Source organism: Escherichia sp. KTE52 (assembly GCF_000408325.1).
Classification (GTDB): Bacteria; Pseudomonadota; Gammaproteobacteria; order Enterobacterales; family Enterobacteriaceae; genus Escherichia; species Escherichia marmotae.
Genome location: NZ_KE138678.1, coordinates 29102 through 50456, shown reverse-complemented (window position 1 = coordinate 50456; position 21355 = coordinate 29102). Strand labels below are relative to the sequence as shown.

The following is a 21355-nucleotide window of genomic DNA, read 5'->3' as shown; positions in this document are numbered from 1 at the left end:
AAAATATTGATTATATTTTTATTCAACTGCAATGAGATTATGTTTTCCACTATTTGTAGCTACTGCGATGAATCCTGAATACGCGGCAGAGAGTGACCACTGGATAATGCGCCCTGAGTTTCCCGATTATCGAAAACTGTTCAGGGGAGCCTGACATCAAGAACGCGGTAACCTTTTTTAACATTTCGTTTTCCATTTCAATTCGTTGTGGCTTTTTCCTTAGCTCACGTATTTCGATTTGTTCTGGTGTTATCGGGGAGGCTTTTGGTGTTTTTCCCTGATGTTCATCATGCAGTTGTCTGACTCATCTTGTCATCGTAGAAAGGCCGACATCCATAGCTTTTTCATTTGTGTGACCCGTCCTGAACAGAGGTGAGTATATCACCTCTGTTCAGGTGGCAAAATTCAGTAAACCACTAAGCTCCGGGAACTGGTCATTCACCCGTATTTGTTCTGGTTTATGAACTCGATACCCAGTGGGGGCAAGTGTATATTCTGCGTGTATTGCATGCATATAGCACTATGCCGCGGCACATCCGGCCTCTGTCAGCTCTACAGCCAACATTCTCCTGGCGACGGCAGGAGACGCGCAGATCCGAAAAAAGTAAAAAATGCACTGAAAATCCTCACATACTTTCAGCAAAACTACATGGGTTAAAGGACTGCTACAAAATTAAATTCAGCGTATCGGGGGCCGGTTTATCAGGTGATTAATGATATGTTAATAATTGTACTTGTTGCGGCAGATAAATGTGAACGTGTCAATGTTTATAATTTTTCCAGTGAGATAATTAGATAGTGACGGAGAAGTTGAACAAAGCCCCGTTGAAAACGAAAGAGCGTTTCATGTTGCATGATGGAAATGAATGGATAAATAAAGGTGGATAAAATAGTTGTTCAAGAAAAAATATCCGGATAGTGTCCTGAAAAAACTTACCATAAAGAGTGTGGGTAATTTCAACGAATATTAAAACTGTATAATATTTGTTTTTGTTAAAGCTGACTCCATATTTTTTTCATAATTGTGTGTAATAATATAATGGATCTATATTTTTCTCTCATCACTTTACAAACGGAGTATATATGAATAGAAAATTGAATTGCTTTATATCATTAGCACTCTTTACTGGCTCTCTCATTTTTCCTGTATCCGTATTATCCGCAAATCAGCACTTCCCGGTGACACCAGTTTCCCCCAAAAACTATGAAGATTTGCCAGGAATAACTCCAGTCACTGATTGCTCCACGCTACAACAAACTGATTTAACCTCTATTGCCGGGGAGGGAAGTCAGGTTCTGAAAGCGACTCTGGATGAAAAGCGTAAAGTCTGCATTGTTACAGGGCGTCTGGCTCCTCAGATTGGCTTTGAGGTTCGTTTACCAACAGAGAATTGGCGTCAGCGTTCTCTTCAGATTGGCTGCGGTGGTTTGTGTGGACGAATATCAGATGAAGTCGGTGCTGCTGACGGATGTACTCATATAACAGATGGCTCTTTTGTTACTTCAGCAACAGACATGGGACATACTGTAGCCGATGGTTCTTTTGGTAAAGATTCGCGGTTGCGAACAGATTTTGCTTACCGCAGTGTCCATCTTACTGCTCAGGCAACAAAGGCTTTAATCACGGCATTTTATGGTCAAAACGCCAGATATTCCTACTTTACCGGGTGCTCTGATGGCGGACGGGAAGCATTAATGGCAGCTCAACGATATCCTGATGATTTTGATGGCATCATTGCAGGAGCTGCGGCGATGAACTTCCAGACACAAAATGGTATATACCATCCCTGGCTGGCACAGATTAATACTGATAATGACGGCAACCACATTCTTCTTGCGGATAAATTAACGCTGATTCATAAGGCGGTAGTGTCTCAGTGTGATGCTCTTGATGGTGACAAAGATGGCCTGATCAGTAATCCTCTTTCCTGTAGCCCTGATCTGCAGAATCTTTTATGTTCGTCCGCACAATCTGATACCAGCCAGTGTCTCACAGCTCAGGAGCTGGACGTGTTGAATAAAATTTATCAGGGGCCAAAAGACCCTCAAAGTGGTTTATCTTTGCTTGCCGGTGGGCCATTGCCTGGGTCTGAATTAGCATGGGAAGGTATCTTTATACCTGAAAGTAAAAAAGGCTCTCTATTCAGTACTAAAATTGGCCAGGATGCTAATGATGTGCTGTTTAAAAAAGAAGATACACCTGAGAAATTTGAGTTACGCAGAATAAAATTTGATGCATCATATTTTGATAAATTGAGTAAGCTACATCGCTTTTATGATTCAACGAATCCTGACCTTCACGCATTCTATCAACGTGGTGGAAAATTAATTTTGTGGCATGGCCTGGCAGACCAGCATATCAGCCCTTTGAACACGATCAATTATCATCTTGCTGTTCAGAAAACTATGGGTAAGACAGTAACCAGCCAATTTGAGCGGCTGTATTTACTGCCAGGAGTATATCATTGTGGTGGCGGTGAAGGGCCGGATAGCATTGATTTGCTCAGCCCAGTGATGGCATGGGTGGAAAAAAATATTCCACCCCATGAGATATTGACTGTACAACGTAATAATAACGATGCTGGGACATTCGGTCAGCCAACATCGTTGATAGTTGGCAAGGAATCACAGTCATCAGAACATGAGGGTAAAGAACCATCCGTTATGCAAGTTCGCCCCGTTTATCCATATCCTGAAATTGCAGTATATAATGGACATGGAGATAGAAATATACCTGAAAATTATCACCCTGTTATTTTTAATAAAATGGATAATTTAACCCAATGGTTGGGAGATAAATTTTTTTCTCCCTATCAGTTTTTAAATTCCTCCGACTGACGCTTTCCCCGTCCCGGATGTGGGGCGGGGCCTGGCGCGTTCAGCCGCGAAACAGCCCCCGTTATGGCTATCGAAAACAGGCAGTTCGAACACAGTATCATCCGATTGATAGCCAGCACGATCATTAATCATTGATATTAATATGGAACTTCGCCTTCCCCCTTATTATTCATTTTCTCCAAAGATATATTTGGATATGATTTTTATATTCGCTGCCACGCTTCTGTTGCTGGTAATGTTTTATTTGTTATTTATATAAACAGATCTGATAATGATATATTCCACTATCAGAAAATAAAAATACGGAAAACCATTCAATATAGTGAATGCCTTCGATTAATTTCAGAACGGATGCCATGAAAATACACAGAGGATTAACGTCCTATTTTACAAAACTCATCAGTTTTTTTCGTGTCTTTTCTGAACCGAACTGCAACACCATCCATGGACTAAACACCCACGGCGAGGTTATCAATGTCTGATACAGTGCATCTAACGAAACCCAGTAACAGTCCATCACTTCGTCCGGGTTCAGGGTTATTGTGTTTGTTAGTTTAGCTGCATATACCGGGCAGACTTCATTTTCCATAATTCCATTAGTGTCTGTTGCGCAATAGCGAAATTCTGGATAAACAGGAGTTATATCAGTAATTTCTGCTCCGACTTCAAAGTGACAGCGGCGCGTAATGGCTTGCTCGAAAGATTCATTCAGCTGTGGATGTCCGCATACCGAGTTTGTCCAGACACCTGGCCATGCTTTTTTTCCAAGTGAGCGGCGAGTTATCAAAACCTGGCCTTCACTATTGAAGAGCCAGCAGGAAAAAGCCAGGTGGAGAGGGGTGTGGGGTGTGTGTGCATCATATTTTTCTTCCGTGCCAATGAATTCTCCTTTCTCATTCAGTAAAAGAACATATTCCCGTCCCTTCATCATGGCTCCTGATAATATATAAAAATACGTTGGATAATTCTGTGCTCATCTGTCCTTTACTGCGTCAGTGAGCACAGTTATGTTGATTTTTATTTATGCAAATAAACTGGCCCACAGGGCAGAAATAGGCATAACCAGAATTAAGCCAGGTAGCATATTGGCGACGGGAAAAGCTTTAATATTACAAATACGTAGTCCGGTCGCGACCATTATCAATCCCCCCGCGCAGGAAAAGTCGGCCATCATATCTGGTGTAATCAGATGCAATATATATACAGCCAGCATAGCCAGAGCTACTTGTACGATAATTAACGGAACCCCGATAGTCATTACAGAGAACCCCAGCATGGTAGCGAAAATTGCCGCAGTGAAAAGGTCCAGCACAGTTTTTATGTATAAAATAGATGGATCTCCGGTCATCCCTTCATGCATAGCGCCAAAAATACCGGTGCCACTGGCACAGAATAGCACCAGAATTGCGACAAATTTCTCAGTAAATTCATCATGCGTTAATCCCTGAACGGGTGGGAAAATGCGGTTTATCAGTCCCCGGGTTGTTCCGGCAACTCTGCCAATCTGTTTTTCCAGGAAAAACATCTCGCCAATAATGGCTCCAATAACCATTGCCAGCACCACCGCAGGCATGTATTTCACCTTGATTACAAGATTAATACCAAGACCAACCGAGCAAAGCCCGAAGGTCAGGGGGAGTGCCGTTTTTACTCGATCGGGGATGCGTGTACCGATAAGCGCGCCAAACAAACCACCCACTATTACTGCTACGCCATTCACATATGGTCCTGTTAACATAGGATTATCCTGACAAATTTATTCGTTGTAATTAAGAAGACCTTCCCCCCAGCGCGGAAGGTCTTTTATATTTAAATCAAATAAGTCGAGAGCACGGCTGACACTATGGGTCACTATCTCCTCAACCGTCTGTGGTCGCTGATAAAATGCGGGTACAGGAGGGAAAATTATGCCTCCCATCTCGGTCACTGTAGCCATATTGCGAATATGTCCCAGGTTAAGAGGGGTTTCCCGCGCCAGCAGAACCAGACGGCGACGCTCTTTTAGAATTACATCCGCGGCACGCGTCAGCAGATTGTCGGTCATACAGTGAGCAATAGCCCCCAGTGTTCTCATTGAACAGGGGACGATAATCATTCCCTGCGTTTTGAATGAGCCACTGGAAATTGCTGCGCCCAGATTATTAATTGGGTGGACTACATCCGCCATGGCAAAAATATCGTCAAGTCGATAATCTGTCTCCAGATGGCAGGTTTTTTCTGCTCCTTTAGAAACTACGAGATGAATCTCAACATCCAGTTTCTTTAGAAGTTCCAGTGTCTTTACTCCGTACTGAAATCCGGATGCACCGCTAACTCCAACAATCATACGTTTTGTTGCCACGGCTTTCTCCTTATTCGAAATCCGGCAGGAAACGTTTCACGTCAACCTCTTTGAATTTAGAACGTTCAAAGTGGCTTTTCAGATGGAATGGAACCGTGCAGTCAAAGATGGTTTTACAGGATACCCCCTGTTGCAGAATGCTTGGGCTGTAATCTGGGACCTGAGACGGATCCAGCGGATGGCAGCGAACGCCTGGAATAGTGACAGTATCAACATCGCCCTGATAACGCGTTTGCATAGCCCACAGTACATCATCGCTATCGAAAATATCGACATCTTCATCGACCAGAATGACGTGTTTCAGCTCAGGGAACGCAGCAAAGGCGAGCAGGGCGGCCTGGCGCTGGCGACCTTCATCCACAGCAGCTGACTTTTTGAACTGCATCACTGCCAGCAATTTGCCACCTCCAGCGGAATGTGCAAAAACATTCAGTAATTTTCCCGGCATTGCCCGTTCAACCATATCGAGGATGCTTGCTTCTGTCGGGATGCCAGCCATGTTCACATGTTCCTCTCCAGGCCCTACAGTGGTTCGCCAGATAGGATTTTTACGATGTGTGACAGCCTTTACTTTAATGACAGGGATTGCTTCTTTAGCTTCACCTGTATAGCCCGGAAACTCCGGCATCGCTTTGCCTGTATCTGTATTCTGGTCTTCACGCAGACGGATATTTGGCAACAGCTCACCTTCAATGATGATTTCTGCGTGAGCTATTGCTTTTTCGTTGATGGTTTTACACTGTACCATTTCAATGGCATGGCCTCGCAGGGAGCCAGCGATGCTCAGTTCATCAAAGCCCAGAGGCGTTGTTGGTGGCTCGAAGCAGGCGGCGATTTCAATCGCCGGGTCAACGCCAATACTGATGGAGATTGGTAACGGTTTACCTGCAGCTTCTGCCTTTTTGCGGAAAGCATCAATATGACGCCCAGGAGTAAGCCACATGGAGAGTTCATCTTTGCCCTGAACGCACAGACGATGAATGGTGATATCAGATTCATTTGTTTCCGGATCTGACGCGTAGCACAACCCCATAGTAATGTATGGGCCTGCATCTTCTTCAGTATTTGTCGGTGCTGGTAAAAGCTTACGTAGGTCAAAATCGGGATCAGTCGCGAGGTGAACAACTTCCTGTGCTGCTGCCGGAGCTGTCGTCAGGACTGGTGGAATTGGTGTCTGTACGGAGTCTTTCAGCCGATGCCCCAGACGCTCCGGGGGACAATTCAGGAAGTGGCTGACGCGATTACGGGAACCGTTGAGGCCAATAGCAACACTGATGTCGTTAAATCCTTTGATTTTTTTGAACATCATTACAGGGCCATTTTTACGGGTCGGGCGCTGGCAGGTTCCACCTGCGCCGACATAACGATAAACGCCAGAAAGCTCCGCATGTGGATCAACTTCTGTATCGGTTTCGACATATTCACCAGGTAATGTTTTTAGTAGTTCCAGTGCAGAACGGAGGTCATGAACATTATTTTTCATTGAGTTGCTCCTGTTGATTAGCAGTAAGACTGATGACGGCGTACCTTAATATCCGACAAAAAAGGCGACAAATACCGTTTACCTGTATCTGAGTAGATCAAAAAAGAGTGAGGGGCTGAAAACCTGATGTACACTCCCCTTGTAGTAGCATAGTGAATTTGGCCACCTGAATAGAGGTGATATCATCACCTCATAGTCAAAACAGGTGACATTATGACCGGACGTAACAGACGCAATTTTAGCCCCGAGTTTCGCCTCGAGGCTGCCCAGCTTGTACTCGATCAGCATTACACCGTTGCCGCCGCTGCCACTGCGATGAATGTCGGCAAATCCACGATGGATAAATGGATTCGACAACTGAAAGAAGAGCGAGCGGGAAAATCACCCATAGCTTCACCCATGACACCTGAGCAGATTGAAATACGTGAGTTGAAGAAAAGACTTCAACGCGTTGAAATGGAAAGGGATATATTAAAAAAGGCTACCGCGCTCTTGATGTCAGACTCCCTGAACAATTCTCATTAGTTGAGAAACTCAGGGCGCGGTTTCCTGTTGCCGTTGTGTGCAACGTGTTTGGGGTTCATCGCAGCAGTTATAAATACTGGCGGCAGCCCAGGAAGCCTGACGCCACGAAAGTGGCATTACTGAGCCTTGTGCGTGAAGTTTATCACGAAAGTAACGGTTCAGCAGGAGCGCGAAGCATTGCCGCAATGGTCACCACCAAAGGTATAAAACTGAGGCGCTGGCGGGCAACAAAGCTGATGAAAGCGCTCAATATTATCAGCTGTCAGCAACCTGGCCATCGTTATAAGAAGGCGTCTAAGGAACACATTGAGATCCCTAATTATCTGGATCGCCAGTTTGCTGTTACCGAGCCTAATCAGGCTTGGTGCGGTGATGTGACTTATATCTGGACGGGAAAACGCTGGGCTTATCTGGCTGTTGTACTCGATTTGTTTTCCCGTAAACCGGTTGGCTGGGCGATGTCATTTTTCCCTGATTCCGCACTGACAGGTAAAGCCCTGTCGATGGCCTGGGAAGCACGGGGGAAACCGGCTAATTTACTGTATCACTCGGATCAAGGCAGTCACTATACCAGCAGGAACTTCAGACAGTTACTGTGGAGATATCAGATAAAGCAAAGCCTGAGTCGCCGGGGAAATTGCTGGGATAACAGCCCAATGGAACGGTTCTTCAGAAGCCTGAAAACAGAGTGGGTACCGGATAATGGCTACGCGAATTTTAGCGAAGCCAGCACGGCAATAACGAATTACATCACAGGATATTACAGCCAGCTCAGACCTCATCAATATAATGGTGGTTTGACGCCGAATGAATCAGAACGATTGTTCTGGAAAAACTCTAAAGCTGTGGCCAGTTTTTGTTGACCACTACATCTGCAGCACACGGGGCTGAGGGGATTTATGGATTTAAAGCGTTTACGTTACTTCTGTCGGGTGATGGAACAGGGCTCAGTAAGTCGGGCTGCAAAAGTGTTGAATATGGCGCAGCCACCACTTAGTAAACGTATTCAGGAACTGGAGGATGAGTTGAAAGCGCCGCTCTTTATACGCAAAGGTAATCGTATAGAGCCAACAGAAGCGGGTTTTTTTCTCTATCGTAAAGCATGCGAGATCCTGCGTCAGGTGGAAGATACTACGCGGGAGACTATGGCTATTGCGCAAAAAAATAATCCCAAACTTCATCTGGGAATTACGCACCTTTTTCAGTCTTATTTCAAGTCGCTACTGCTGGCATTTTGTGAGCGTAATCCAGATATAGAAGTGAGCATATCAGTTACAGACTCAAGTCACCTGGAAGATTTACTTAATGAAGGTACAATTGATTTGGCGCTGATCCAACGACCGTATCGTGATGAAGGGTATGATGTTGTTTCTTTTGAACCCATAAAACCTGTGGCCGTAATCAGTAAAAAATGTTTGCCATACATACCTGACACGCCTGTTAACTATATAACATTGGCCAGCTTCCCGCTGATATTGTTGCATCGGGCGAAGGATTCTGGCATCTATGAAAAGCTGCTTGACTTATTCAGGAAGACAGGAGTAACACCAGAAGTGTTAATGCATATATCCCAGCCGGGTATGATAATCGACTGGCTGGAATCAGGGCTGGCTGCGGCTACTCTTTTACCTTCATCAGAAGTAGACGCAACTTGTTTACGCCATTGTCATGTGGTGGATATTTTCCCCTCTCCCCAGCTTTTTTATCCTGCAATGGTGAAAATACCAGCTACTAACTGGATTCCTGAAGTAATGGAAATAGTTGCAGCCGGATATCCCTGCAACATGAATACAGTTACCTCATCCCATACAGCAAGAAAAGACAGATTATAAGAAATTATTTCTTTTTTCGGGAAAGTATAAGATATATAAACATGGAAAACCGAATGTAAAACACCAGCACTTGCAACTAAAGAAAACCGGTTGGATGACGCCATTATACCTTTATGAATAATGGAGTGGTGGGAGCGCAGCTACTCGATGGCGTTCGGGAAACCTTTCAGGCCATCAACACAGACCGATGAGGATGTCGTTCAGACCGCGGTTTTTTAGTTCAGTCAGCCACATACCCAGCAGTTTCTTCTGACCTTCGATATTGATGCCAGGAGCCAGAAAAACCGATTTGTTGATGACGCGACTGTCCTACTGAACTTTCAGGACGAGGTTTTGCCATTCGACAACCTGCTCCATCACGGCATCGGTGACCTTTGATATCAGATGCCGGTGAAACATCTGCGTCATACAGTTCTTTGAACGCAGTTGCTATCTTGCGGGAGGTCATCCCTCTGATATATACAACGAGAGGATCTGGTTATCCATCCTGGTAATACGGGGATGATTTTTCTCGTATCCAAGATGATGAGCCATCTCTGCATTGAGTGCAATTTCAACGCTGATCTTTTTCAGCAGACGCTCAAACTGGCTGAGGTCTTTAGGAGTTTGGAGGAGGTTTTGATGTTTTTGGCTAGTTCGTTAGCCAGAGCCTGTAAGTGTTTTTCGTCCATAAATTAACCTTTATTTGATGCTGGTTTGAACATATCAAAATCAGGCAATTACACAAATCTATATACAAGCTCCTAAGATACAATAATTTTCGCTTCTCGAGCGGCTCTCTTATAATATAAGGATGGCGCATAATCAGGCCCTGCCGGAGATGAAGCAAATCTCCACTGACAATGCGCCATTCTTGTATTTCTCCCAAAAACCATAAAACCGCCATCAACCCGCGCCATGACTGGCTTCATGGAAGATCTGAACAGAAAAAGGATCCTTTATGTATTTGGCTTTACCCGCAAAATGCGTGATAAGACAAGAAAAGGATCCACGCGCTGCGATTTATTGTCATGGCAGAATTGGCCTGTCAGGTGCAAAATACCTGTATCCATAACCAGTGTGTGCGCTACGTGAAAAATAACTGATGAACAATGTCATTCCCCTGCAGAATTCACCAGAACGCGTTTCCCTGTTACCCATTGCGCCGGGGGGGGGGATTTTGCAACAGCGCTCTCCCTGAGAAGAATGGCCACTTCCACGGGGGTCACACCGGCCTACCTGCTGGCCCCGGAAGTGAGTGCCCTTCTTTTCTATATGCCGGATCAGCGTCACCATATGCTGTTCGCCACCCTCTGGAATACCGGAATGCGTATTGGCGAAGCCCGGATGCTGACGCCGGAATCATTTGATCTGGATGGTGTAAGACCGTTTGTGCGGATCCTGTCCGAAAAAGTGCGTGCGCGACGCGGACGCCCGCCAAAAGATGAAGTCCGCCTGGTTCCGCTGACAGATATAAGCTATGTCAGGTAGATGGAAAGCTGGATGATCATCACCCGGCCCCGTCGTCGTGAACCATTATGGGCCGTGACCGACGAAACCATGCGCAACTGGCTGAAACAGGCTGTCAGACGGGCCGAAGCAGACGGGGTACACTTTTCGATTCCGGTCACACCACACACCTTCCGGCACAGCTATATCATGCACATGCTCTATCACCGCCAGCCCCGGAAAGTCATCCAGGCACTGGCTGGTCACAGGGATCCACGTTCGATGGAGGTTTATACCAGATTGCGCTGGATATGGCTGCCACGCTGGCAGTGCCTTTCACAGGTGACGGGCGGGATGCTGCAGAGATCCTGCGTACACTGCCTCCCCTGAAGTGATGGCATACACGCTTCCTTATATAAGCAGTGGTAAGCAGAACAGACATAACATAAGCTGGAGCAGGTAGATAAGCTGTAGTGAGTAAGCCATGTTTTATGAAGTGAGCAATGCCTCTGCATCGGGTTACGGGGCGACTTATGTAAGGAACTGGCAGATGGCAGCTCAGCCACAGACCGTACAGCAGGAAACTGAATATAAACTGTAGTCAGTAAAGAGTCTCTCTTATCTGACTACAGTTTATGTTCAGCGGGATTTGAAGAGTTTTTCCAGGTCATCCAGCGTGATGCCCAGTTTCTCAAGCAGGGCAAGCTTCTCCGCCATCTCCGGACTGACTTTTTCCGTAGGTGAAGGTGGCAACGGATTTTCCTTACTCTCATCATTCGGCGCTTTTAACCGGGGACGCCGGTAGTGAATACAGAAGAATTTTGTCCGACCCCGCTGGATCTCCGTGTAATCAAGATATCCAATCTCGCGCAACTGCTCCATTGCCCGTCTGACCGTCTGGTTCTGGGAAAATACAGGAGACTTCAGATTGAGGCGGGCACGCAGCCGTGCCAGCGATATCGGTGCCGGATCCCGGGGCAGGCTCTCTATAAAGGTGTAAAGTGCCTGGGCGGACTCCCGGCGCTTCAGGGCATTAATCGCCTTAAGCTGAAGAAGGACCTTTCTGTCAAACTGGTACAGTTCAAAAAGGCGGGGATCAGCCTGTAACTGAACAATATCCCGTTCAGTATCGTAGTAGGCTGACTGTACCAGATGGGTGATGTATTCCCGTGTATGCTTCTCATCGGTGCGGGAAAAGGAGATCACGGTACCTGCAATGCGTTTCAGGGAAGGACTGATGCGCTCACGCAGCCTGCGTGATGACTGGCTTGAAGGTATACCACACAGTTTTGCAAACTCGACAAAAGGCAGTTCAACTTTGTCACCAATCACGTTATGGCGGGCAAAGGAATGAATGATCCCCACCCAGGTCTTGAAATCGTTATCCATATCCAGCCGGGGACCGGTGATCTCAACCTTATCGAATCCTTCTGCACGGGCCAGGGAAAGACGTGTCAGTTCCTCCGTGGCATCAGTGCGTGACAGTGTATTTTTTTTACTGTTCTTCAGTGACTTAAGGGTCGGTACAAAGACGCCCAGACGCATCAGCGCCACAGGTTGTACGGTGTTGTTATTGTTTGGTGTCAGTGTCACCAGCTCACCGGACGACTTATCCACCTCGCCGAACAGTTTTTTGATGTCTGAATTTTCGTTCTCCAGAAAGCCTCCAGCCTGTGGACAGTAAAAGAATAAACAGAAAATCGTGTGTCAGAACTCCGCTAACTGACTGAAGAAAAACCTGCAGCCTGTATTTAACAGCTGAGCCTGGTGTACTGACCATAGTTTATGTCATTAACTTACTTCAGTATATGCATTACTGAATACAGCTTATCATTAACCTGTTACAGTTTATCCATAACATGCCATATCTTATGTGAACGTGGTCCCGGCCCATAAGTGACAAGGCTTGCAGCGATGTGAGGATCTTTTAATGGATCCTATATTGATCATTCATGGATCTGTTTACTGGATCGGGGCTCTGGATATGTGGATAAATCATTACAGGAAGACAGTATACACAACCGTTAGAGCGTACCTGCTCACTGTGACTACAGATACATTGCGCTTCCTCGCCGGTTCGCGGGCTTTGCCCGGTCACCGGTCTGCGGCGAGCACTGTTTTTTCTGATGTCTGTATTTACAGGTAATTTTCGATTCAATCTGCCATACTTCCTGAACGTACGGTCATATCCGAAGTACACTTCATATGTTTGTTTCAATGCTAGGGATTGTGTATACAAACTACAGGCAAAGTCTGGTTATCACCGGTGGTGGGCTGCTTCAATGGAAAAGTTGTGAACAGATTGACACCATGCCTGATAACTCTGTCGTGTTGTCAGCGCCAGTGATATAAGACGGTCAAACATCGTGGTGTTGACAACGCCGACGACTGCAACGTGTACGTTCGCAGTCAGAAGGCGGGCGAACGAGTACTGCGTTGGATGCGCAAGATGTATGAGCAGTTGCACCTGCGCATGAACGAGAAGAAAACCGAAGTAGGTCTGGTATTCGGGCGTAAGTTTCTCGGCTATTGCCTTCGGCGCTGGTCAGGAAACACCGTCAAGATTGCTGTTGCTCCGAAGGCGCTCGATACGTTCACACGGCGTATCCGGCTCATCACCTGATGCGTTGGAGGCTAGGGCATGACCCAGATTGCCGGACAGATGCGGATATACCTTCGAGGCTGGAAGTCCTACTTTCGACTGGCACAAACCCCGAAGATATTCAAAGATCTGGATTCGTAGATACGTCACCGACTCCGGTCTATCCAGCTTAAGCGCTGCCGCACGGGAACAACTGTCTATAATCGCCTCCGCAGGCGCGGGGCACTGGTGGAGACACAGCGAAGCTGGGCTGAACCGTATACTTACAGTCGACTACTTTGATGCTTTAGGCTTCTCTAGACTCGCATAACCTCAACTTCTCGAACCGCCCGGTGCGAACCTGCATGCCGGGTGGTGTGGCAGGGGGCAGCCTTGTGCTGCCCCCTATGCCGATCGATAAGGTGTGTTCTTCTTATATTTTTTGTTTTGTTGCTCTCATTTTAAACAACTTTGCGGTTTTTTGATGTCTTTGCATTTTTTTTGTTGCTTTGCAATAAAATGCAAGATTTAATAAAAACTTGCAAAGTGATGATTAAGGGATGTTCAGAATGAGACTCATGGAAACACTTAACCAGTGCATAAACGCTGGTCATGAAATGACGAAGGCTATCGCCATTGCACAGTTTAATGATGACAGTCCGGAAGCGAGGAAAATCACCCGACGCTGGAGAATAGGTGAAGCAGCGGATTTAGTTGGGGTTTCTTCTCAGGCTATTAGGGATGCTGAGAAAGCAGGCCGGCTACCGCATCCGGATATGGAAATACGAGGACGGGTTGAGCAACGTGTTGGTTATACAATTGAACAAATTAATCATATGCGTGACGTGTTTGGTACGCGACTGAGACGTGCTGAAGACGTATTTCCACCGGTGATCGGAGTTGCTGCTCATAAAGGGGGCGTTTACAAAACCTCTGTTTCTGTTCATCTTGCTCAGGATCTGGCTCTGAAGGGACTACGTGTTCTGCTCGTGGAAGGTAACGACCCCCAGGGAACAGCATCGATGTATCACGGCTGGGTGCCAGATCTTCATATTCATGCAGAGGATACTCTCCTTCCCTTCTATCTTGGGGAAAAGGACGATGTCACTTATGCAATAAAGCCGACTTGCTGGCCTGGGCTTGACATTATTCCTTCTTGTTTAGCTCTGCACCGCATTGAAACTGAGTTAATGGGCAAATTTGATGAAGGTAAATTGCCCACCGATCCACACCTGATGCTCCGGCTGGCCATTGAAACCGTCGCTCATGACTATGATGTCATTGTTATTGACAGCGCGCCTAACCTGGGTATCGGTACGATTAATGTCGTATGTGCTGCTGATGTGTTGATTGTCCCCACGCCTGCTGAGTTGTTCGACTACACTTCCGCTCTGCAGTTTTTCGATATGCTTCGTGATTTGCTCAAGAACGTAGATCTTAAAGGGTTCGAGCCTGATGTACGTATTTTGCTTACCAAATACAGTAATAGTAATGGTTCTCAGTCCCCGTGGATGGAGGAGCAAATTCGGGACGCCTGGGGAAGCATGGTTCTAAAAAATGTTGTACGCGAAACGGATGAAGTTGGTAAAGGTCAGATCCGGATGAGAACTGTTTTTGAACAGGCTATTGATCAACGCTCTTCAACAGGTGCCTGGAGAAATGCCCTTTCTATCTGGGAACCTGTTTGCAATGAAATTTTCGATCGTTTGATTAAACCACGCTGGGAGATTAGATAATGAAGCGTGCGCCTGTAATTCCAAAACATACGCTTAAGATTCAACCGGTTGAGGATACTTCGTCATCGGCACCAGCTGCACCGATGGTGGATTCGTTAATTGCGCGCGTAGGAGCTATGGCTCGTGGCAATGCTATTACTTTGCCTGTATGTGGTCGGGACGTGAAATTTACCCTTGAGGTGCTCCGGGGAGATAGTGTTGAGAAGACCTCTCGGGTATGGTCAGGTAATGAACGTGACCAGGAACTGCTTACCGAAGACGCCTTGGATGATCTTATCCCTTCTTTTCTACTGACAGGTCAGCAGACACCAGCATTTGGTCGAAGAGTGTCTGGGGTCATAGAAATTGCCGATGGGAGCCGCCGTCGTAAAGCTGCTGCACTTACAGAAAGTGATTATCGAGTTCTGGTTGGCGAGCTGGATGATGAGCAGATGGCTGCATTGTCCAGATTGGGTAACGATTATCGCCCAACAAGTGCTTATGAACGTGGTCAGCGTTATGCAAGCCGATTGCAGAATGAATTTGCTGGAAATATTTCTGCGCTGGCTGATGCAGAAAATATTTCACGTAAGATTATTACCCGCTGTATCAACACTGCTAAACTGCCTAAATCAGTTGTTGCTCTTTTTTCTCATCCCGGTGAACTATCTGCCCGGTCAGGTGATGCCCTTCAAAGAGCTTTTATAGATAAAGAAGAATTACTTAAGCAGCAGGCATCTAACCTTCACGAGCAGAAAAAAGCTGGAGTGATATTTGAAGCTGAAGAAGTCATCACTCTTTTAACGTCTGTGCTTAAAACGTCATCTGCCTCAAGAACTAGCTTAAGCTCACGACATCAGTTTGCTCCTGGAGCGACAGTGTTGTACAAGGGCGATAAAATGGTGCTAAACCTAGATAGATCTCGTGTTCCAACTGACTGTATAGAGAAAATTGAAGCCATTCTTAAGGAACTTGAAAAAACGGCACTTTGATGCGGCACGTTTTAGTCTACATGTGTCTGTTTTTACTTTATTTTCTTTAGCACAGGCTAGAAAACATAACTAACTGGTCTGAATATTATATCTGGGAGCACGGTCGCACTCGTATCGTCGGTCTGATAACCAGTCTGGGACCACGGTCCCACACGTATTGTCGGACTGATAATCAGTCTGGGACCACGGTCCCACTTGTATTGTCGATCAGATTATCAGCGTGAGACTACAATTCCATTAATGCCTGTCAAGAACAACTATTGACATATCGTTTCAGCCCGTAGAACGGAGTAGTCTCGGTGTGCGGCTGTATGGCTACTGTGTCCTGCTTATCCATAGCATTTTGCGCACAGTTCTGTGGACAAAATACCTAGTTACCCAGGTCGCATGTGAGAGGAGAATTCCCATGCAAAACTGGTGCGCCAACCGTATGTATTTTTCTGCCGAACCGGCACAGATTGCTGCGATTAAACGACTGGCCAGCGGTGCCGTCACGCCGCTTTATCGCCGCGCCACAAATGAAGGTATTCAGATGTTTCTGGCCGGAAGTGCCGGATTTCTGCAGACCACTGAAGATGTGCGGTTTGAACCATGCCCCGGACTGACGGCTGCCGGACGTGGCGTTGTATCGCCGGAGAATATCGCGTTCACCCGCTGGCTGACGCACCTGCAGAACGGTGTGCTACTGGATGAACAAAACTGCCTGATGCTGCATGAACTCTGGTTACAGAGCGGTACTGGCCAGCGTCGCTGGGAAGGATTACCGGATAATGACAGGGAAAACATTACCGCTCTTTTCACCCCAAAAAGAGGTGACTGGTGTGATTTCTGGAGTAACGAGGAAGTATCGACGTGGTGGAACCGTCTGTGTGACAACGTACTGCCGGAAAAAACCATGCCGTTTGACCTGCGGATGGTTCTGCCCACCCGCCTGGATGTTGAAGTGAACGGCTTCAATGGCGGTGTACTGAACGATGTTCCTTCTGCATATCACTGGTATACGGAACAGTATGGCGTGAAGTGGCCTGTGGGGTATGGACTGAATATCAGCAGTCAGGGAGAAAACTTCATTCAGGTGGATTTTGATACGCCGTGGTGTCAGCCGGAGAATGCCGTTGTTGCAGAATTAAGCCGCCGTTTCAGCTGCACGCTGAAGCACTGGTATGCCGAACAGGGCTGTGATTTCTGTGGCTGGCAGTTGTATGAGCGTGGAGAGCTCGTCGATGTGCTGTGGGGGGAACTGGAATGGTCTTCCCCGACAGATGACGATGAGCTGCCGGAAGTCACCGGACCTGCGTGGATAGTCGACAATGTGGCGCATTATGGCGGATGAAGTATGACGGAGACGGGCGGGCAACCGCCCGTTTCTTTTCCGACAAAGGATGTCGCCGTGCTCCTCTTTTTACTGCGCCGGCTGACGCGGCGCGGCATAAACGCTGCCTGTGGTCAGTGTCCCGCGTCCGGCGCGCACGGGACGGGCGCTTTTACCGCTCCCGGCTGGCGTCGGTGACAGTGTTCGCCAGCCCGTCGCCCTTTTCTGATTAACGCCCTTCAAGCCGCTTTCGCGGCATAGCCTTGCCGTCAAAAAGACGACGGCTGCGGTATTCCACGGTCGGCCTGACCCGTTACCGGACGCGGTGAACAGCCCACAGGCAGCGGGGAACGGGCACCACAGGGGGGCCCTCTCGGAGCCTTCTGTAAGAGAAGGAGTGTTGTTATGTCCCGTTTTGTCCTCGGTAACTGCATCGATGTTATGGCCCGTATTCCTGATAACGCCATTGATTTCATACTGACTGACCCGCCGTACCTCGTCGGTTTTCGTGACTGTCAGGGGCGTACCATTGCTGGCGATAAAACCGATGAATGGCTGCAACCGGCCTGTAATAAAATGTACCGCGTGCTGAAAAAAGACGCGTTAATGGTGAGCTTCTATGGCTGGAACCGCGTCGATCGCTTTATGGCCGCCTGGAAAAATGCGGGATTCAGCGTTGTTGGTCACCTGGTCTTCACCAAAAACTACACATCGAAGGCCGCATATGTGGGCTATCGCCACGAATGCGCCTACATCCTGGCAAAAGGCCGTCCACGTCTGCCACAAAACCCTCTGCCGGACGTGCTGGGCTGGAAATATTCGGGCAATCGCCATCACCCGACGGAAAAGCCCGTTACCAGCCTGCAACCGCTGATTGAGAGCTTCACACACCCGAACGCAATTGTGCTGGCCCCGTTTGCAGGCAGCGGCTCAACCTGCGTTGCCGCCCTCCAGTCCGGACGCCGGTATATCGGTATCGAGCTGCTTGAGCAGTATCACCGTGCCGGACAGCAACGACTGGCTGCCGTACAACGGGCCATGCAGCAGGGGGCCGCGAATGATGACTGGTTTATGCCGGAGGCTGCGTAAATGAACTATGCCGGACACGAAAAACTTCGCGCCGAAGTGGCGGAGGTGGCCAATGCTATGTGCGACCTGCGTACAACCATGAATGAGATGGAGCGGCGGTACAGCTTTAATGCTGACACCCTGCCGGAACGTCTGGTGCGTCAGACGTTGTTTCGCGCAAACCGCCTCCTGATGGAGGCATCAGGCGTAATACCACAACCCTTAAGTTAGCGCTTATGGTACGTATCCCCGCCATGAAAGTCAGCGAATGGGGCCACCTGCTCCGCGCGCTTGAAATTGAACGGGTCTGCCACTGATTAACCTTTGCCGTCTGCCTGTGCAGGCGGCAGGATACGTTCAGACATCTCACCAGGAGGAACCGTGAGTAAGAAGAAAAACACCACAACGCCCACGCCGCATGATGCCGCGTTCCGGTCGTTCCTGGCGAATCCCGACGTCGCCAGAGATTTTCTGGAACTGCATCTTCCGGCGGAGTACCGGCAGTTGTGCGACCTGTCCACGCTGAAGCTGGAACCCGCCACCTTTGTTGAGCCGGACCTGCATCAGTACGCCAGCGATATCCTCTGGAGTGTGAAAACCACCGGGGGTGAAGACGGCTATGTTTATACGCTCATCGAGCACCAGAGCACCGAAAATCTGTACATGCCTTTCCGCATGTTACGTTACAGTGTGGCGGCGATGCAGAGACATCTGGAGCAGCACAAAACATTGCCACTGGTGATTCCGGTGCTGTTCTATCATGGTGAGCGCAGCCCGTACCCGTACAGCATGAACTGGCTGGACTGTTTTGAGAATCCGGCGCTTGCGGCTAAAATATACACAAAGCCGTTTCCGCTGGTTGATATCACTGTCGTTGATGACGATGAAATCATGAATCATCGCCGGATGGCCGCACTGACGTTGCTGATGAAGCATATCCGCCATCGTGACATGATGGAGCTGCTGGACAAACTCCCGCAGGTCATGGTGGAAATTTCAGATGAGCAGGTGCGTGTTCTGATTCATTATATCGTTAACGCAGGGGACACTGTATCACCGGAATTTATGCGGGCGCTGGCTGAGCGTCTGCCGCAGCATGAGGATAAACTGATGACTATCGCTGAACGTCTTGAGCAAAAAGGTCGCCAGGAAGGAGCGCTTGAAAAAGCCCTGGCTATTGCGTGCCAGCTTCAGAAAATGGGGATGACGCCGGAGCAGATTAAGCAGGCTACCGGACTTTCCGATGACGAACTGAAGAAAATCACTCACTGATGAGAACCACAAAGCCCGGCAAAATCCCGGGCTTTTTTGCCAGCAGGAGCAGAGCAAACAGCATGACGCTTGCAGAACGTCTTATACAGAAAGGTTTTGAAAAAGGAGCTCTTGAAGTGGCGCGGAAAATAGCCTGCTGGCTTCGGGATATGGGCTGGCCGCCGGAACGGATTCAGGAGGCAACCGGACTTTCCGGTGAAGAACTGGAAAAACTGTTTCCTGATGAGCAGTAGCCTGGCATTCTGCCAGGCTGTGAATCACGCTCACACATTCCCTGCCGTTTCTCCCGGTTCATTTTCCAGTCGCCTGATGATATCTGCCTTGCGCATCCCCTGCATGTGAGGCAGCAGGTCACGGACTGAAAGTGCCTGGGTGGTCCTCCAGACGGTGACGTCCACCTGTTCCGCATTTTCCCTGGCGTGCCATGTTCTCTGCGTCACGCCAAATTCTCTGGCCGCTTTTTCGCGTGACCAGAGCATGCTTTTTCGCCTGATTCGCAGTTCCCAGCCGGTCATAAAATACCTTTGAAAAAGTGAAAAAACTTCACTTTATTTTATCATCATAATCACCAAATCAGCGCGAAAAATAAATGTGAAAAAGTGAAGAAATTTCATTTTTTTGATTGTAGATGTCGTGTTGTTTTCTCTGTTTTCACCTGGACGGGAGTGGTGTACCAGTGACCTCCACATGCCATTGCTGTGCCGTCGGTTTTCTCCGGTCGCGCCGGATGCGGCGCTCCCTGCACATCTTACGGTGTGTAAGGCCACTGCGCCTGATGGCGCAGCTGTCTCTGCCTGTCTGCCGCCGCACTGCGGCTTGTTCTCCGCAGACGGACTTTCCGGGGGGGGGGACATACACGACCACATCCCGTTTCAGTCGTCCAGGGGAGAGATATACCAGACGCAAAACTTTTTGCCGCAGGCGTCAAAAACTTTTGCGTCTGCCCCCGGACAACTGCCTCGTGACGTGGTGAGCGTCCCCCGTCGGAAAGGTCCACTGCGGGGAAATCCCCGAAGACCCGGACGGCAGAAGGAGCTTCGCTCCTCCAGGAAATGACCTGGCTGACCCGGCAGTCGTGACGATGAGGAGGCAATGTGATGAATCAGACTTTACCCACTGCTGACCTGAATACTGCCGGCACGACAGATGTTATTCCGTCTGTGGCTATCGACCGCATCATCGCGCAGCGTAACGAAGGTATTGCACTGTTCATGCAGGCGATGGAATGCCTGGCGACAGCGCGCAGGATTCTGCTCTATGCGTCAGGTGACATTTTTCTCTACGGGTTTGAAGAGTGCGTGACTGACTCCGTTCGATGCATGGATAAACCGGAAGAAGCAAAAAAGAATATCACCCGTCTTGCCGACCGGAAAATCTGGGATCGCCTGATGACGGATACGGGCATGTACACATTCATGAGTTCATGCCAGCGTGATGAGTGGAACAGCCAGCTGATGAGCGACACCTGTCCTGAAATCACCCTGGACAATGTGCTGGCAACATTCCGCCATCTGAATGCCAGCAAAATGCAGACATTTGAACAGGGACTGACTGATGTCTGGCGGAAATTGTCATGGGATTACAGAACCAATAATCCCTGCCGTCTGGATAAGAAAATCATTATTGAAAACCTGCTGTACCGCTGGAGTAACGGTCATGTGACACTGGACTGCAGCGGACGGGAGGCACTGGATGACCTGGTACGTCCATTTTATCTGCTGGAAGGGCGCAACGTTCCTGACTTCCGGAACAGCATTGGGGCACAGTATGGTGAATTTCTCGGGAACGGCGACAATGTTGGTAAGCTGTTAGAAGGGGAATATTTTACGGTGCGTGGCTACCAGAAAGGGACCGTACACATTGTCTTTAAGCGTCCGGACCTTGTTGAAAAACTGAATGATATTATTGCCCGACATTATCCTGGTACATTGCCGCCACGAGTCTGATTAAACAGAAAAGCCCTGGTAT

19 protein-coding genes and 5 pseudogenes are annotated in these 21355 nt (G+C 48.1%); 16 read left to right on the top strand and 8 right to left on the bottom strand.

The genetic code is table 11. The features are described from left to right. Positions 1-52: 52 nt before the first annotated feature. Positions 53-343: pseudogene (locus tag A1SC_RS0121760) on the bottom strand (IS3 family transposase); the annotation flags it as partial. Positions 344-424: 81 nt separating this feature from the next. On the opposite strand from A1SC_RS0121760, the pseudogene A1SC_RS25080 reads away from it, so the two are divergent. Both A1SC_RS25080 and A1SC_RS12185 read left to right on the top strand, forming a co-directional pair. After that, a pseudogene (locus A1SC_RS25080) lies at positions 425-528 on the top strand (type II toxin-antitoxin system RelE/ParE family toxin); the annotation flags it as partial. A gap of 555 nt (positions 529-1083) precedes the next feature. Beyond that, positions 1084-2838, top strand: a complete 1755-nt coding sequence (locus A1SC_RS12185) for a tannase/feruloyl esterase family alpha/beta hydrolase (RefSeq protein ID WP_016262301.1) — start codon at positions 1084-1086, stop codon at positions 2836-2838. A gap of 382 nt (positions 2839-3220) precedes the next feature. On the opposite strand, the gene idi is transcribed toward A1SC_RS12185, so the two are convergent. The 4 genes from idi to A1SC_RS12205 form a co-directional block, all read right to left on the bottom strand. Continuing rightward, positions 3221-3766 (bottom strand): isopentenyl-diphosphate Delta-isomerase, encoded by a 546-nt coding sequence (idi, locus tag A1SC_RS12190; RefSeq protein ID WP_016262300.1) that lies wholly within the window; start codon positions 3764-3766, stop codon positions 3221-3223. A gap of 93 nt (positions 3767-3859) precedes the next feature. Further along, on the bottom strand, positions 3860-4576 hold the full coding sequence (locus tag A1SC_RS12195; RefSeq protein ID WP_016262299.1) for a DUF554 domain-containing protein: 717 nt from the start codon (positions 4574-4576) through the stop codon (positions 3860-3862). Positions 4577-4594: 18 nt separating this feature from the next. Next, positions 4595-5164 carry a UbiX family flavin prenyltransferase gene (locus A1SC_RS12200; protein ID WP_032141404.1) on the bottom strand — a complete coding sequence of 190 codons (570 nt, stop codon included), beginning with the start codon at positions 5162-5164 and terminating at the stop codon, positions 4595-4597. 25 nt (positions 5165-5189) lie between these two features. Next, complete coding sequence (locus tag A1SC_RS12205; RefSeq protein ID WP_016262297.1) at positions 5190-6662, bottom strand: UbiD family decarboxylase; 1473 nt, start codon at positions 6660-6662, stop codon at positions 5190-5192. 213 nt (positions 6663-6875) lie between these two features. On the opposite strand from A1SC_RS12205, the gene A1SC_RS12215 reads away from it, so the two are divergent. Continuing rightward, positions 6876-8050, top strand: a protein-coding gene (locus A1SC_RS12215; protein WP_148718529.1) for an IS3 family transposase whose coding sequence is annotated in 2 segments (ribosomal slippage) — positions 6876-7134 and positions 7134-8050 — 1176 coding nt in all. Because the reading frame shifts where the segments join, the coding sequence is not laid out codon by codon here. 36 nt (positions 8051-8086) lie between these two features. Then, the gene (locus A1SC_RS12220) at positions 8087-9019 is read left to right on the top strand and encodes a LysR family transcriptional regulator (protein WP_016262294.1); all 933 of its coding nucleotides are present in this window, start codon (positions 8087-8089) and stop codon (positions 9017-9019) included. Between the two features lie 146 nt (positions 9020-9165). Here the strand turns inward: A1SC_RS12220 and A1SC_RS24575 are convergent. Beyond that, positions 9166-9690 (bottom strand): annotated as a pseudogene (locus A1SC_RS24575) (transposase); the annotation flags it as partial. A gap of 413 nt (positions 9691-10103) precedes the next feature. Between A1SC_RS24575 and A1SC_RS0121750 the strand changes: the two are divergent. Beyond that, a pseudogene (locus A1SC_RS0121750) lies at positions 10104-10842 on the top strand (tyrosine-type recombinase/integrase). Positions 10843-11086: 244 nt separating this feature from the next. On the opposite strand, the gene A1SC_RS12225 reads toward A1SC_RS0121750, so the two are convergent. Continuing rightward, on the bottom strand, positions 11087-12064 hold the full coding sequence (locus tag A1SC_RS12225; RefSeq protein WP_016262289.1) for a RepB family plasmid replication initiator protein: 978 nt from the start codon (positions 12062-12064) through the stop codon (positions 11087-11089). 823 nt (positions 12065-12887) lie between these two features. On the opposite strand from A1SC_RS12225, the gene A1SC_RS25825 reads away from it, so the two are divergent. From A1SC_RS25825 to A1SC_RS12260, 10 genes and pseudogenes are all read left to right on the top strand, one after another. Further along, positions 12888-13070, top strand: coding sequence for a hypothetical protein (locus A1SC_RS25825; protein WP_024214605.1), 183 nt, complete (start codon positions 12888-12890; stop codon positions 13068-13070). Positions 13071-13088: 18 nt separating this feature from the next. Further along, a complete protein-coding gene (locus tag A1SC_RS26225; RefSeq protein ID WP_353601959.1) occupies positions 13089-13190 on the top strand; it encodes a group II intron maturase-specific domain-containing protein in 102 nt (33 codons plus the stop codon). Between the two features lie 407 nt (positions 13191-13597). Further along, positions 13598-14764: a plasmid-partitioning protein SopA gene (sopA, locus tag A1SC_RS12230; RefSeq protein ID WP_001238646.1), complete on the top strand. Its 1167-nt coding sequence runs from the start codon at positions 13598-13600 to the stop codon at positions 14762-14764. After that, positions 14764-15735, top strand: a complete 972-nt coding sequence (locus A1SC_RS12235) for a ParB/RepB/Spo0J family plasmid partition protein (RefSeq protein ID WP_016262288.1) — start codon at positions 14764-14766, stop codon at positions 15733-15735. The genes sopA and A1SC_RS12235 overlap by 1 nt, the downstream gene beginning before the upstream one ends. 430 nt (positions 15736-16165) lie before the next feature. Further along, positions 16166-17068 (top strand): DUF1281 domain-containing protein, encoded by a 903-nt coding sequence (locus A1SC_RS12240; protein WP_077767226.1) that lies wholly within the window; start codon positions 16166-16168, stop codon positions 17066-17068. Continuing rightward, positions 17065-17376: pseudogene (locus tag A1SC_RS25450) on the top strand (hypothetical protein). The gene A1SC_RS12240 and the pseudogene A1SC_RS25450 overlap by 4 nt, the downstream one beginning before the upstream one ends. Positions 17377-17452: 76 nt before the next feature. Further along, the gene (locus tag A1SC_RS12245) at positions 17453-18136 is read left to right on the top strand and encodes a DNA methylase (RefSeq protein WP_016262286.1); all 684 of its coding nucleotides are present in this window, start codon (positions 17453-17455) and stop codon (positions 18134-18136) included. Next, complete coding sequence (locus A1SC_RS12250) at positions 18137-18346, top strand: hypothetical protein (protein WP_016262285.1); 210 nt, start codon at positions 18137-18139, stop codon at positions 18344-18346. 150 nt (positions 18347-18496) lie between these two features. After that, positions 18497-19387 carry an Rpn family recombination-promoting nuclease/putative transposase gene (locus A1SC_RS12255; RefSeq protein ID WP_016262284.1) on the top strand — a complete coding sequence of 297 codons (891 nt, stop codon included), beginning with the start codon at positions 18497-18499 and terminating at the stop codon, positions 19385-19387. Further along, positions 19387-19620 carry a hypothetical protein gene (locus A1SC_RS12260; RefSeq protein WP_077767223.1) on the top strand — a complete coding sequence of 78 codons (234 nt, stop codon included), beginning with the start codon at positions 19387-19389 and terminating at the stop codon, positions 19618-19620. The genes A1SC_RS12255 and A1SC_RS12260 overlap by 1 nt, the downstream gene beginning before the upstream one ends. Positions 19621-19650: 30 nt before the next feature. On the opposite strand, the gene A1SC_RS12265 is transcribed toward A1SC_RS12260, so the two are convergent. Beyond that, a complete protein-coding gene (locus tag A1SC_RS12265; RefSeq protein WP_016262282.1) occupies positions 19651-19902 on the bottom strand; it encodes a hypothetical protein in 252 nt (83 codons plus the stop codon). A gap of 582 nt (positions 19903-20484) precedes the next feature. Between A1SC_RS12265 and A1SC_RS12270 the strand changes: the two genes are divergently transcribed. Then, entirely contained in the window at positions 20485-21333 is an 849-nt protein-coding gene (locus A1SC_RS12270; protein ID WP_016262281.1) for a DUF4942 domain-containing protein, read from the top strand. Positions 21334-21355 lie beyond the last annotated feature (22 nt).